Raw genomic sequence first — 15,902 nt, 5'->3', positions numbered from 1 at the left:
AGTTTATTATTGTAACAAAGTTATTAAATAGAACAGGTACAGGAGAAATCTTGCCATTATATCTAAAATCTGTGCCGGGTTTCCCATATACGCCGGCACATTTTTTTAATTGGAAATTTTTTTCTTGCTTTCCGATTCGAGGGTTTTACCTTTTTTATTGCTTTCTTGATCAGAAATACTCTTAATTGGAATGATACGTGGTTTTGCTTCCTCAGGTATTTCACGAATCAAACCAATAGACAATAGTCCATTTTTTATTTCGGCTCCTGTTACTTTCATATGATCTGCAAGTCGAAAGGTTTGTTCAAAGGCACGCGTCACAATGCCGCGGTGTAAGTATTCAGATTCCTTGGTTTCTTTTTCTTGAATGCGGCCACTAACCGTTAACTGATCATTTTGTACCATGATGTTCAGATCACTTTCCTGAAATCCTGGAACAGCCATTGTGATTGTATAACTGTCTTCTCCATGTTTCTCAATGTCATAGGCCGGATAGGCATAGGTTGAATCATCTGCATTTCGCATCGATTCAAACAAATCATTGAATCGTTCAAAACCAACGGAATGCCGTAGTAATGGGGTTAGTGATAATGAGGTAGTGTTCATAATATATCTCCTTAACTTTGAGGCCAAGATTAATATTAACCGAGCACCTTACTGGCTGCTCCACGTCCCACAATTGAAGTGTAAAACCTTGTTTAGTTGTATGTTTAAATAGGGTCGATTGATAAAATTTCAAGTAGAAAAATGACAGATTTTTATAGTCTAAAAAGAAAACTTGTGCCTAATAGCAATTCTTTCCATGGGTCGAAATTAGAATAGTAAAGTATTTGAAAAATTAACTAGTTACCTCCAAACTATTAAACAGTAGAATAAATTAAAATATTCGACAAATTTTCATGTTCGCAAGGGATTTGTAGATACAGAATAAGGAATCTTTTTTATGTCAAAGCATCTATTCTATGGTGTATTTCTTATTTTATTGGGTATGAAAGCCTATTCTCAGGATGCTGTTAGCAGCAATACTGCAATACGAACTGAAACCATTAAAAAAAAAGGCATTGCCTACCACAATGTTATTGATTGTGATTATAAAATCTCACCTGAAATTTCTCATATTGATTCAGATATCATTTTAAATTGGGCTGAATATGCGACTATTCTGTCTTTTAATCTGAATTTTGAGTCTATTGAAGCCCAATTAACTCAATTGCACTCTTGCTATACTGAAAAGGGATGGATGCAATTGCAAAATGCTTTACGCAAGTCAAATAACATAGAAACTATTAAAACAGAAAAATTAAAAGTAATGGGCCATAGAGATGGGTATGCTCAAATAATAGAAGCCTTGGATAATCGATGGAAAATTATATTGCCCTTAAAAGTTGTTTATGAAAATGATAAAAAAAGAGTGACTCATTTTCTTAATGTCTATCTGACCATAGGCTGGAAAAATAAAGATAGTTTAGGAATTATGCAAATGATAGCTATCCCACGTCTGGCACCATTAGCTGAAAAGGTGACGCCAGCGGATGAGGTAATTAAAAGTATGGGCATAATCTTGGCTGAGAGAAAAAAAGCCAGTTTAGATACTGCAAGAAAAATAACAGCTTCTTTTTTTGTGCCTTTATTTTCAAATTATGGAGAGCGTTCTCAAAGAAATCTTACCTTGAGTAACAGGGCTGCACAAAGAATGACTATTATTCAGCCAATGCCAAACCTGATGTTGTTAAATCCTGCCCAAAATCTTGTGAGAAGGCAATCATTTGATATACCTGAATCTGCAAAAATTCCATATCTTGCTTTATCTCAAGGGAGACAACTTGTTAATGATGCTGACTCTAACAAAATCACACTGAATGATTTTAGTGACAAAAGTCGAAAACCCTATCTAAACTGGTTAAACCAGATCGGTTTGCATTCCTCTAAATTATCACTGAATTCATTGATTTCTCAAATTAACCGTTTGCCTTTCTGGCGTGCTTTTTATCAATATCAGCAATCCATAAGAGATAAATCATTTAATATTGAGGCAATTAACAACCAAAAGCCAATTTTAAGTGCTCAGATAGAAGGAGAACCCCAGTTTATAGAAGTGAAAGAAAATCAATGGGGTATTAAATTACCTATAAAAGTTGTTTATCAAAAAGACAATGAGAGAATAGCTCAACGCCTTGATGTGAATTTAGCTTTAGATCAAGAGATGATAAATAACTTGATGGTTAAGAATAGGAGCGTTGATTCTAATAGGGTGTTACAATCTTTAAAATCGATTCTGGCCTCTTCCTATCTTCAGCTATCGCCTCAATTGTTCCTCGATTCTCAAAACATTCAACTCAAACAACCTGAGCAATCAAAGTCAAAAGAAAGTGTTTCTTGTCGCTATAAAATCCCTGAAGAAACTATAAAAACGGATAAAAATGTTATTTTACAATGGGCTGAGTATGCTGCAACACAATCTTTTGCTTTTGATTTTACTGCCATTGAATCTCAAATGAGCAAACTGCAATCATGTTATACAGAAAACGGATGGGTTGAGTTTAATTCCGCCATGATGAAATCAGGGAATATCGAGGCAATTAAGATGCAAAGACTCACTATGACTAGTGAAATCAATGGGGTAGCAGAGTTCCTTGAAAGCAGAGAGAACCAATGGATTATAGCATTGCCCTTAAAAGTCACTTATAAAAACGATACCACGCGCGTTTCCCAATTGCTGAATATTCAATTAACTGTGGGCAAGAAAATCAATGGTGAGTTGGGGGTTATTCAATTGATCGCTACTCTGGATCCTGCTTCTTCTCCTCCTTAGGTTTGTTTCAAATGAATATAAATATTTTTTGAACACATAATTTCTAATACTATGACTATAATGAAAACATATTGATGTAATATAAAACCATAGAAAAGACATGGTAGGGATTAATGACTTCAATCAGTGAATGGTGGATGTGGTTAGGTTTTTTAGCATTTGTGCTCATTATGCTGTTTGTTGATTTGTTTGTATTTGGAGGGAGAAAAGCACATCGTGTTTCCACACAAGAGGCTTTATCCTGGACCATATTATGGTTCACTCTGGCTATTATTTTTAACTTTCTTCTCTGGTGGTATCTTGTTGAGAATTTCACTTTCTCAATAGCCAATGAAAAAGCCCTTGAATTTTTTACGGGTTATCTAATAGAGAAATCTTTATCGTTTGATAATATTTTTGTTTTTCTTATTCTCTTTGAGTATTTTGCAATACCAGCTAAATATCAACATCGTGTTCTAATCTATGGTGTAATTGGTGCTATCGTTATGCGCCTGATTCTTATTTTGTTAGGAATATGGATAGTGAATCAATTTCATTGGATTCTTTATATTTTTGGTTTTTTCCTGATGATAACGGGAATCAAGATGTTTATTTTTGCTGATAATAAACCGGAGCTTGCAAAAAATCCTATACTGCAATGGATGCGAAACCATTTGCGAATTACAGAGGAATTACATGGTGAGCGATTTTTTCTCAAGAAAAATCAACTTGTCTATGTAACCCCTCTTTTTATGGTACTGGTTCTTATTGAAGTCAGTGATCTGATTTTTGCTGTGGATAGCATTCCAGCAATCTTTGCCATAACCAATGATCCTTTTATCGTATTTACTTCTAATATATTTGCAATCTTAGGGTTACGCGCTTTATATTTTCTGCTTGTGAATATGCACAAACGCTTTTATTTTCTCAAATATGGGCTTGCCTTTATTTTAGTATTTGTGGGCTTTAAGATGCTTATCGCACCTTGGTTCAAGATACCGATTTTCATTGCTTTAGGCATTGTTATCGCAACCCTGGTTTTTTGTATCCTATTCAGTATTTGGCATAGAAAAAATGAAGTAAGCTGATGTGGATGCTTTTCAGTGTTTCAAGGCTTTTTATGTATGAAACTTGAACAACTGCTGGATTTTGCCATAATTAAATAGTCAGGGCTTATGAAAAATCTCAAGGTCAAGGCAAAAAATGTTTTTAACAAAGAGATGGGGGTTTTTCGTAAGTCCTGATAGTACGATTCCAAGGAGGTGAATCATGAAATCTTTAAGGATGGCAGGGGCGCTTTTCCTCTTTCTATTTAGCCTTATATCAATTCATGTTTATGCTGCGCCGAATACGGGCGCAACGAATGCTGAAATGAAAGATGTTTGTCAGTTGGCAGGGGGAACTTTTACCTCAACAATCGAAGGCAATTGGGCTTGCTGTTGGGATAACTGGGGATGCTATGGATGTGTCCAGGGAGTTTGCAAGATGAAATGCCATACCCAGCGTTGTCGTAGAGCCAATGGCCAATCCGCTGTATTGCAGCCAGGTGAGGTCAAGATAAAAGGCAAATTTGGAATGGATATTGTGGTACCCAAAGTTTCAACACAGCCTTCATCATCAAACCCTAAACAAATAAAAAATAACAACACTACGATTAATCAAGCTCAGTAGTGTAGGGGGGGCCCTTAGCCTGACGGCTATGGGCCAAGACCCGACATTTTTTCTATAATTTTTCTTCTCAACTGGTTCTAATATGATCTTCTTCCATTGCTTGAATTAATTCAGCTATATTGCAATTATTATTCTCTACAAAAGTTGTAATAAACTGGCTAAGACTGCTTCCGATTTTATTTTTACATTCTATTGTTAATGGCGCATTAATGGAAATTTGATATTCACCATCCTGATTTTTGGAGAAATAAATCCAAAGCGTTCGATTTCCTATCGGCCTATCCATACATGCAAAATGATTGGGATAGCTGTAATCAATATTAGCAAAACTCATATCAGGGCGTTCTTTGGTAAAAAAGCTGGGGGTCACGCTAACAAGAACTCTTAATCTTTCCGGTTTTTGCAATGACATATCCAATTTAAATAGTTGATTTAGTCGTTGTTTCATTGAAATGTTTTTTTTGAAGGACACCAGACGACTTAAATATTTCAGGTAATAGTCAATGATAATGGAATGGAGCTTACTTTCTTTAAAGTGTTTCAGCATAAACATCTTATTTAACGCTAAAGTCAAATATTGACCAAAGGATAAGCTTGAACCTTTCAAGCCACTGTCTTTGATGAGATGAGAACATTTTTGATAGGGAGCTGTTTTTAAGAGTTGCTCTTCAATCGCATGAATACAATCAATAAATTGGCCATTCTCATTTAAAGTAAGATTTATCCTTTTGTATTCCGAGAACAAGCCCAGGGTTGATTTATATTCTCCACCCTCTCTACCACTATGAATTAATATGATCGGTATTTTATTTTGCAGGCTTAGTTTGTAAAAAACTATTTGGCATGCTGCAATCAATCCAGTACTGACATTGATATTTTTGGCTTTGTGCCAATTTATAAATTGTTCGGCATGTTGAGGATCAATAGGGTAGTGAAATAAGTGCTTTGTTTGTTTTGAGGTATCGGATAAATGATATCTATTACTGAAACTCAGCATTTTAAAGCCTTTATTATAGTGCTGCCAAAAGTCAATTTTATTTTTCAGGTTTTTTTGATAGTGGTTATTATTTTGTTTCACATAATTAAAATAAGAGCCTTTTTCTGGAGTAGATACTAACTCTTTCCCAAGAGTGAGTTTTTCATAATTGTTTCTAAATTGGCAAAAAACCATTTCACATGATGCGTCATCGACAATAATATGGGGAATTACGATGTGTAATTCATGCAAGTCATTATTAATCTTATACAAATACACTCTAATCAAGGGTTGTTTGGTGAGTGGGATAGCGCGCAATATATTGTTTTGGAATTCCTTGTTCAGAGCCTTTGTTTCATGATTCAGAGAAATATCCTGGTAAATTAATTCAAATCGTCCAACTTTATGCAATTTTTGGGTTGGTTTATCCTTATTAAAATGAATCCAGAAAACACTGTTTTGATTCACAACAAATTCAAAAGCCCGTTGGACATAATCTTTGTTGAGTTTGCCGTGTAATTGTATTTGTGTGCCGATATTAAAATGATAATCCAGTTTGTTAAGCACCCAGAATACATATTGAAAATCACATAATGCAATTTCTCTTTCTGGTGGATTTTCAGTAGGGTGGTAGTCAGAGTGATTATCAAAAACATGATCTAATTCATCAGAAATATGTCTGGCGATTTTATTAATGGTAGGAGTATTAATAAAATACTCAATCGGTAAGCTTAGCGTTTGGCATTGTAATTTGTCATAAATACGATTTCTGATATCCATGGACATCAGGGAGTCCATGCCCATTGAAAACAAATCATGGTGGATCGAAATGTGTTCGCTGTCATCCAAAGCCAGGACATCTGCCGCAATTTCACGTAAAGCTTGTGACAGTATTGAGATGCATTCTTCTTTGGAATGTTGTCGAAGAGTATTTAAAAAGGACTGATCAGGTAGTGGTTTCGCCTTAACCAGCTCAGATAATTCCGTTTGTTTCGGTGTATGTTTGAAATATACATCCCAATTCATAGGGCAGGGTGAAATTTGAGGCAATTGGCTATTCAGAAGCACATCAAGAATATCAATGTTGTCCTTATCTAATGGTAAAAAACCATAGTGCTGTAGAGTATGAGTCAAATTGGCTGCCATTCCTGTGGTATGGAAAGGTCCCCAGTTGATAGAAATTGCTGGTAAACTCTGCTGGTGCCTTAAATGGGCTAAACCATCTAAAAACCCATTAGCTGCAGCATAGTTTGCCTGCCCTCTGGCACCTAACAAGGAAGCGGATGAAGAAAACAGGACAAACCATTCTAATGGGATATTTTGGGTTAATTGATGTAAAATTAAAGCGCCATCCATCTTCGCGCTGATTACTTTTTGCATTGCTTCATCATTCAAATTGACGATGAGCCCATCTTGTATCAAACCGGCCAAATGAAATAAACCCTTCAATGGGTTTGGGCTCTGCTGTATTTCTCCAATCACCTGCTCCATTTTCTGATAATTTCCGGCATCAACCATGTAATGTTTGATTTCAATCTGATTTTGTCTGGCGTTTTCTATTAATGCCTTAATGTCATCCGGACAGTGGGTGCGGCTGGTAATGGCAATGTGTTTAGCACCTCGCTTCATGAGGTATTCCATCAAGGGTTTGGCTAATCCTCCAGTACCGCCTGTGATAAGATAAGTGGCATTGCCGTCGATTAATCTCTCTGGGTCATCGCTACTGGCCAATTGCTTTTTCTTTAACCTGGGTAGGTAAAGCAAATCTCTGACTGCTATTTGGGTGTCATGGGTATCTGTATTAAATAAATACATTAACGCTGTGGCCAAGTGACTCTTGGAGCCTAAATCAATGGCATAATTCTTATTGAGCTCATATTCATTTCTAAAGCTTTTCCAAAAAGAACAGGCCATGGTATGGTAAGGATTGACCTGATCATGGTCTTGAATGGCATAAGCATGCTCCGTAACCAGTATAAAGCGCTTGGGACGCAATCGGAATAAAGTTTGGCAGCAATGAAAAAGATCATTAAATTGTTCTTGTTCATAGAGAAATAAGATATTGCTGTTCTCAATATTTCCGCAGTCACTAATGCTTTCAACCTGATGATAATTAAGGCCATCCAATATTTTTTTAGCTTTTCCAGGGTTTTTTGTAATGACCAGGAGTTCGGGGATTTCTTGTTTAGGTATGGTTTTTAAAGAGATAGGACACCATTCTGTGTAATAAAGATGATTTAAAGCGGAGTCATAAGAAACAAAATGACTTCGTGCCACTTTTCTTAATTTAAGGCCTGTAATTTGGGCAACTAATAAACCAGATTGTTCATATAAATTCATATTAACGCAAAGATCGCTGTTATCTTGAGTATCTTGTTTAGTTAAGTGCACCCATAGGCTTCGTGGTGCTTCTTGAAAAACGGTCATACGGATGAAAGCATAGGGTATGTAGGTCACATTGTCGGCATTAAAATTTTTATTTTCGTCATTTTTAACACTGAATAACAAGATACTTTGCATGGCGCCATCAAGCAAAACAGGATGATAATAATAGTCCTGGCCTTGGCTTGCCTTAGTCAATGTGACTTTAGCCAGAACACTGTTCGCCTGAACATAGCCTTCTTGCAGGACATGAAATTCATCGCCGTAAAATAATGAGCTTTTCTGAAATTGCTCATATATGTCTGTGAGCTCCACTTTATTGCCAAAAGATGATTTTAGCATATCAATAGAGATTGATTCCCTGGCTGCTGTGGGCTTGGCATGAATTTCCATTTCGCAGAAAGTTTGCCAGTCGTTCTCTTGTTTTGCGAACAGATTGATTTTGTATTGTCCGTCCATTTTAGGTTTAACTTGTAATTGAAATTCCTGGCCTTGTTTAGGATATAAAGGACGTTCGATATTGAATTTTTCAATTTGAAAAGCGCTGCATTGAAATATGGATTTTGCTGCTGCCAAACCCGACTCAATGTAGGCTGTTGCTGGAAAAATCACTTTTTCAAAAACACGGTGCTGTTTGATATAAGCCAAATTCTCCAAATCCAGTTTCTGATGAAACAGATATTCATTTCCTGGCATGGCAAGCATTTGTCCTAAAAGCGGGTGTTGCTCGCCTTTATGGGTGGCCATGCTGTCTTTGTTTTTTTTATCTAGCCAATACTCGCTGCGGTCAAAGGTATAATTAGGTAACAGGACTTTTGTAAATTCTCCTTTGAGGGATTGATAATAGGATTTCCAATCAACTGGTTTCCCTTGCAGATAATCCATTAACAGAGAATTAAGCGCTCTGTCATTTTGTAAGTCCATTGTAATATTTTCATTGTAAGATAAGGCAAATTGCCCTGTACTGAGTAAACGGCTGGCTTCAACCGCATTCTCAGCGATTAACGCCAAACGGTAATGATAATGTTCTCGGCAAGTTGCCGCGGTAAAGCATATGTCACCAAAATGATGTTCAGTCGCCTCTAAATACTGTTGGTATCGCTGAGTTAAATTATCTAAAGCCGTTTTGGAATGGGCTGAAATAACTAGCAAATGTTTTTGAGAAGGTTTTGACGTTTTTGGCTTTTCTTCTTTAGGAAACTCCGCAAGGATAACATGTGCATTCGTACCGCTAAAACCAAACGCATTGACCGCTGCGTATTTGAGTTTTGTATTCGTATTCCAGTTTGTTTTTTCTAAAGCAAGTTGAGTCCCATCCAGTTTGATATTGGGATTTAATTTTTTAAAATTCAAGTTCTTATAAATAGTTTTCCGTTGCAGGCTGATAACGGTTTTTATAACGCCAGCCACACCTGATGCGCTTTCAAGATGTCCAATATTTGTTTTAACGGTACCCAGGTAAAGGGGATTCTCTTTGTTGCGTTGATGCCCATAGACTTTATTGATGGCATCCACCTCAATGGGATCTCCTAACGGAGTTCCTGTGCCATGAGCTTCGATATAGCTGATGTCAGTGCTCGATAATTCAGTCTGACCAAGCGCTTTTTTCATGACTTCTTCCTGGCTTTTACCATTAGGCACGGTTAATCCAGCCGTTTTACCATCGTTATTAACGGCTGAGCCTTTAATAACGGCGAGGATGTGATCGTTGTCCCGTAAGGCATCAGAGAGTCTTTTAAGGAATATTACGCCGCAACCTTCGCCCCTGACGTATCCATCAGCCTTTTCATCAAAGGTTTTGCATTGACCATCAGGCGATAATGCCTTTGCCTTGCATAAAGTTACATTGGATTCCGGCATGAGTAGAATATTTACACCGCCTGCAAGAGCGTAGTCAATTTCCTTGTTTTTTAAACTTTGGCAGGCGTAATGGACTGCAACCAACGATGAAGAGCATGCCGTGTCAACACTGATTGATGGGCCTTTAAAATCAAAAGTGTAGGCTACTCGGCCGGGGATGAGATTGAGCACATTACCTGTGATGGAGTAAGCGCTGAGCTCTGCGTTGGAAAATCCCGATTTTTCCAGTTGTGCATAATATTCATTGGGACCTACACCCGCAAATACGCCTGTTAAGCTGCCACGCAAGGATTCCGAAGGGTAGTTGGCATTTTCCAATGCTTTGTAACAACACTCGAGGAATACTCTTTGTTGAGGTTCCATTAATTTGGCTTCTCGGGGACTAATGCCAAAAAATGCGGCGTCAAAATATTTAATATTTTCGATTAATCCCAGTTTGTTGACGTAGGATTTACCTGGCGCATCCATATTTGGGTCGTAATACTGGCTATTATCCCAGCGTTCATTCGGAATGTCTTTGATACCGCTTAATCCTTCTTCCAACAGTTTTTCAAAGGCAGCGATATCGGGGGCATTAGGCAATGAACAACTCATGCCTATAATCGCTACGCCGTCATCAATCGTTTTGGGGGTTGATTTTGGACTTTGTATCTTGACCAGGTTCTTATCAAGTTCTGACTCAATGTATTTAGCCAGCTTACTGATGGATGGGTAGTTAAAACCAATGGTCACTGTCACTTTCAGGAATGGTTCCAGCTTTTTCTTTAGCTCACTTGCCAACTCAGTAATCATGAGTGAGTCAAAACCCAACTCGAAAAAGCCTTCGTCTTCGTTTAAGTCTTCATTTTCTGTCAGTTCAAGGATTCCTGTGCAAATATCAGAAACCATTGCTTTACAGGCTTTAAATCGCTCATCTTCACTGATTTCCAGATATTGATTAAGCCAGGGAGACAGATTTTTTGCCGGGTTTTGATGCTGTTGTGGTATTTTTTCAAGTTCCTCATCAAGGTGTTCATAAAAGGCTGGTAGGGGCTTGGGTGCAAAATCCAACATGAACTTGAGATATTCTGGCGATATGATAGTGGCATGTTTGAATTCATCGTTGATGAGGCTTTTAATGATTACATGGCCTTGTGCATTGCTGATTAGCGCTTGTTTTAGTCCTTCATCACGCGAGCGTTTTTGGGCCATTCCTACTTCACCCCAAGGCCCCCATTGAACAGCAGTGCCAGGTAACCCCATACGTTGTCGCTCGGCGATTAAGGCATCGAGGAAACTGTTCGTTCCACTATAAACGGATTCTTTGTTGCTTCCAAATACAGAGGAAACCGAAGAATAGACAACAAAGAAATCCAGGTTGCAATCCAGACTTAGTTCATGCAAATACCATCCGCCTTTCACTTTGGCTGAAAATAAATAATCAACATCTTCATCCTGATGTTCAAGCAAAGGGGCTTTAATAGCAGCACCAGCGGCATGGATGATGCCTTTTAACAAACCATCGGTATTAAGCTCTGATAATAATTCTTTTAACTTATCTTGATCGGTAACATCCAGACTGACAGTTCGGATGTTAGCGCCAGGGTAATGGGATTTAATTTTATAAATGGCTTCCTTTATCCTTGGTTTATCGATATTTCTTGAGGTGAGAATTAATTCTCTTGCTCCAGAGGAAAGCAGGGATTGGGCAGTTACCAATCCCAAACCACCGCAACCACCAGTAATGAGGTAGCGTCCTTTCACTCCATGCAATAATCGCCGTCTATCTTCCAGCGGGGTCTTTTTTAAACGGGAAGCCAGCCTTTCCCCATCACGGTAAGCTACTATGTGCTCATAGCGAGTTCCATGATTATAATTGATTTCTGCTATCACTTGTTCCGGGTAATTGTCTTCTTCGACTTTATCCAGATCGATGAGAATGGTTTTGAATTGTGGCAACTCTAAAACGAGAGTCTTGCAGAAACCGATGAGCGGGCTATTGCTTATATTGACAGGGTGTTTGTCATTCGCCAGTTCAGCAATTCCATTGCTGGTAAGAACAATCAATTGCAAATCAATAGACTTGCGATTGAGTTCTTTAATTAAGTTCAGCAACTTTTTTAATGTGTTTTTTTGAAAGTCAATGTTGGCATCTATATCAGACGCTGCCGGGTATAAACCCTCAGCAAAAATGATGCCTTCCAGTTTGTCTTGAGAATGCTCTTCCTCTTCGTGGATAATTTCCAGGCCTTGATTTTTGAAACCATCAGCCAGATGCCTTGGACCAACTAAAAGCCATCTATTTCCTCGCAGCTTTCGATTATTTTTATCACATGGTTCGCTTTGCCACTGGATTTGGAAACACCAGTTCTTGGGTAGAGGCGCGTCTTTCAACTTGTTTTTGTCACCAAACCAATGTTCTATGCGTTCAAATTCGTATAAAGGCAATTTTACTTTTGCAAAATGATGACCAAGGGAATGATAAAACTCAGACCAATTGACAGGAAATCCATCCTGGTAGGCCGTTTGTAATTCGGCAAGTGTGTCTGGTTGTTGAGTCCATTCCTTTTCTTTCGTAATATGGCAAATAGTGTATTCATTGTTTTTTATAATTTTGGCCGCTTGAGCAGCATTTTTCGCTCTCATTGCCACACGATACATAAAATGAGTGCGGCAGGTTGCGGCGGTGTAGCAGATATCGGCAAATTCTTCCCAGGTATTGGATAAATAATTTTGGTAACTGGCCAGTAATAACTCCAGAGAGGTTTTACTTTTTGCTGATAAAACAAGAAGAGATTCTTCGGGAAGGGTGCGCGCTTCCTTTTGGTCTTCAGGAGCTTCCTGGATGATGGCATGGGCATTAGCCCCACTAAAACCAAAAGAACTAACCCCGGCACACCTTAGCCCTTGTTTCTTGTCCCAATCGGTTTTTTCCAGAGGGATGACTGTATTAATTAATTGAATGGCGGGGTTAAGCTTTTTGAAGTTCAGATGCTTAAATATTGTTTTGGTTTTCAGGCTTAAAACGGTTTTGATAACGCTGGCTACACCGGATGCGCTTTCCGAGTGTCCTATATTGGTTTTTACTGAACTAATATAAAGCGGGTTTTCTTTGTTGTGATGTTCACTAAAAATCTTAGTAAGCGTACTCACTTCGATAGGATCAGCTAATGGCGTGCCAGTTCCATGTGCTTCGATAAAATCAATATCACCAGGTGACAGCTTGGCTTTTGCCAACGCGCTTAGAATGACTTCTTCTTGAGCCGCGCCGTTAGGCACAGTGAAACCACCACTTTTACCGTCGCTGTTGATTGAAGTGCCTTTGATTACCGCCAGAATATTATCATTATCTTTCACAGCGTCACTTAAGCGTTTTAAAACTACCACACCACACCCTTCGCTGCGACCGTAGCCATCAGCGTCTTCACTGAAGGTTTTGCAGCGACTATCGGGCGAGAGCATTCTAGCTTTTGAAAGGGTAATGTTAGAATCAGGACTTAGTATAACGTTTACTCCACCAGCAAGAGCCATATTACAGTCACCGGATTGCAGACTAAGGCAGGCATTGTGTATGGCAGTCATAGAGGACGAGCATGCGGTATCTATTGCTTGTATTGGACCATGAAAGTCAAAAGAATAGGCTACTCGACCGGCCAGGGCATTTAAAACATTCCCTGTCGCAAAATAAATATTCAAATCTTCCAAGGTAACACCTTGATAAGCTAAAACTCTGGGATATTCATTAGTGCCTACTCCGACAAAAACTCCTGTATTGGTGTCTTTGACCGCATCAAGGGGCAAATTGGCATCTTCAAGCGCATGGTAACTGGTTTCCATAAAAACGCGCAATTGAGGCGACATGAGCTTGGCCTCACGCGGGCTGATATTGAAAAATTCCGCATCAAAATGGTTGACATGATCAATGAAGCCTAGTTGTTTGATGTATAATTTCCCTAAGGCATCGACATCCGGGTCGTAAAATTTCTCGTTATCCCAACGCTCTAAAGGGATATCGATCATGCCACTTTCGCCTTTTTCCAGCAAAGACAGGAATTCATCCACATTGGCTGCCTTGGGGAAGCGGCAACTCATGCCTACAATTGCGATAGGTTCAACATTGAGTACATTAATTGACGGTTGCCGGTAAACGACAGGCGGCATGATTATTTTTTGTAAATGTCTTGCCAGCTTATCTACGGTTAGGTAGCGTAAAGATAAGAGAGAAGGCACTTGATATCGAGGGGAAAGCATATCCTGAAGAATTTGATCCAGGGATTCCAATAAGGGTGTAGTTAGACCAAGGGTTTCCAAATCCTGATGCGGATCTATATTATCTTTCTTTAAAAGATCTTTGATTTGAGAGGTGAGCTCTGCTTTGATGGTTTCAACTTGTTGTTCCATCGGTTGTTGATATAAAGAATCCAGCCAATGATCATTCTTGACTTGTTTTCTGACTTCATGCCAGTAGGGTTTTCTGTCAAAACAGTAGAGCGGTAAATCCACTTTATTGTAAACGGTATTTTTGTTATCAGTGCTGATATTAATGCCGGATAAATAAGCTTCGTAAATGAGTTTGGCATCATTCAATACCGTTCTGGGGTTATTTTGTAGAGTGACTTTTGTTATTTCATAGTCTTTCGATTCCATTTTTTTAATGAGTTCTTTTTTATCGTTTACAATGATGGCGCAGCGAAATTTGTAATGGTCTCTACAATTGATCAAGGTATGGCATATGTCGCCCAAGGTTGAGGAAGAATTTTTCAAATAGTGTTCGTAGCGTGACATCAATTGTTTCAATGAGAGTTCACTATTGGCTGAGGCAACAAAACATTTTGGTTCATTGTCGTCTTGCTTTGACTCGTGTGATTCCAACTCAGGCGCTTCTTCCAAAATGACACTTACATTCGTGCCTGTAAAGCTGAAATTAGATACCTGGACATATCTTTTTTTATTTTTGAGTTTGAGAAAAGGAACTGTTTCAACGGGTAGAAGCGCAGGGATACTTTCGGGATCAATCAAGCTGTTCGGGTTTGAATAATGTAAATTGGGGGGAATCGCTTCATTTTGCAAAGAGCAAAGTACTTTAATTAAAGAAGCAATGCCTGATGATGAAATAGTATGGCCTATATTACTTTTCAGTGCCCCTACTATCAAGGGTTTTTGAGGAGAGTGATGCCCCTGGTGAATGCTTTGGATCGCATTAAATTCGACGGGATCACCTACTGTCGTGCCTGTTCCGTGGGTTTCAATATAATCAATGTCACCTGCAGTTAAATGGGCATGTTCCAATGCGGCTTGGTGCATGGCAATTTGGGCATTAGTACTGGGGGCTGCAAGGCCTGTTCCATCGCCATTTTGATTAATAACCATGCTTTTGATGAGTGCATAGATTTTGTTATTGTCTCGTATGGCGTCACTTAAGCGTTTAACAATAACCACTCCGCAACCTTCGCTACGAACAAAGCCGTCCGCTTTGCTGTCAAAGCTGCTGCATTGGCCTGTCGCTGACAGCATATTGGCTTTGGTTAATCCGACAAAACTTTCAGGACAGAGACTCAAATGGACGCCTCCTACAATTGCCATATCACATTGCTGGTTTCTCAATGCGGTGGCCGCTAGATAGAGTGCAGTGAACGAAGAAGAGCATGCTGTATCAACAGCCATGCTGGGTCCTTTTAAATTCAAAAAATGGCAGAGCCTGCCAGCAGCAGCACTGTTCGCTATTCCAATGGGTGTGTAGGCATTAAATTTGATATGGTCTTTATAGTTTAGTTGGCTGTATTCGTGTGTGGAAATGCCGCAATAAACTCCGCTGTTAGAGTCTTTTAAAGAGTCTAGCGGGATATTGGCATCATTTAAAGCTCGAATGGCCACTTCGAGAAAAAGGCGTTGTTGGGGATCTATTTGCTTCGCTTCGGCAGAAGATATTTTAAAATAAGCAGCATCGAATAAATGGGTGTTATCTAAAAAACCGCCTTTTTTGCTAATAATTTTATCTGCTTTTTTTCTGTCAGCACTATAGTATTCTTCAATATTCCAGCGATTTTCAGGCACATCTTTGATTGGTGTTTGCCCTTTCATCAGCATGTCATAAAAGGCACTAACATCTTCTATATCAGAATCAATCCCAGGAAATTGACAATTCATCCCAATGATGGCAATGGGTTCATTCAAAAGGTTTTTGGTTTTGTTTTTCATAGTTACGTTTACCACTTACAATGCTCCTGAAAGTGCCTGGCTACG

General features: G+C 38.7%; 5 protein-coding genes. 3 read left to right on the top strand and 2 right to left on the bottom strand.

Translation table 11 applies throughout. The annotated features are described in order from the left end of the window. Nucleotides 1-105 precede the first annotated feature (105 nt). On the bottom strand, nt 106-606 hold the full coding sequence (locus tag OQJ02_RS10910) for an Hsp20 family protein (protein ID WP_265719065.1): 501 nt from the start codon (nt 604-606) through the stop codon (nt 106-108). Nucleotides 607-943: 337 nt separating this feature from the next. On the opposite strand from OQJ02_RS10910, the gene OQJ02_RS10905 reads away from it, so the two are divergent. The 3 genes from OQJ02_RS10905 to OQJ02_RS10895 all read left to right on the top strand — a co-directional run bounded on the left by OQJ02_RS10905 (nt 944) and on the right by OQJ02_RS10895 (nt 4,462). Then, a complete protein-coding gene (locus OQJ02_RS10905) occupies nt 944-2,812 on the top strand; it encodes a DotI/IcmL family type IV secretion protein (RefSeq protein WP_265719064.1) in 1,869 nt (622 codons plus the stop codon). A gap of 113 nt (nt 2,813-2,925) precedes the next feature. Further along, nucleotides 2,926-3,879: a TerC family protein gene (locus OQJ02_RS10900; protein WP_265719063.1), complete on the top strand. Its 954-nt coding sequence runs from the start codon at nt 2,926-2,928 to the stop codon at nt 3,877-3,879. A 181-nt stretch (nt 3,880-4,060) separates the two neighbouring features. Next, nucleotides 4,061-4,462, top strand: coding sequence for an acetyltransferase (locus tag OQJ02_RS10895; protein WP_265719062.1), 402 nt, complete (start codon nt 4,061-4,063; stop codon nt 4,460-4,462). Nucleotides 4,463-4,529: 67 nt separating this feature from the next. Here OQJ02_RS10895 and OQJ02_RS10890 read toward each other — a convergent pair whose 3' ends face one another. After that, entirely contained in the window at nt 4,530-15,872 is an 11,343-nt protein-coding gene (locus tag OQJ02_RS10890) for an SDR family NAD(P)-dependent oxidoreductase (RefSeq protein WP_265719061.1), read from the bottom strand. Nucleotides 15,873-15,902: the final 30 nt, after the last annotated feature.

The organism is Legionella sp. PATHC032 (genome assembly GCF_026191185.1).
Taxonomy (GTDB): domain Bacteria; phylum Pseudomonadota; class Gammaproteobacteria; order Legionellales; family Legionellaceae; genus Legionella.
The sequence above is the reverse complement of the archived record's forward strand: the minus strand, read 5'-3'. Positions and strand labels throughout refer to the sequence as shown.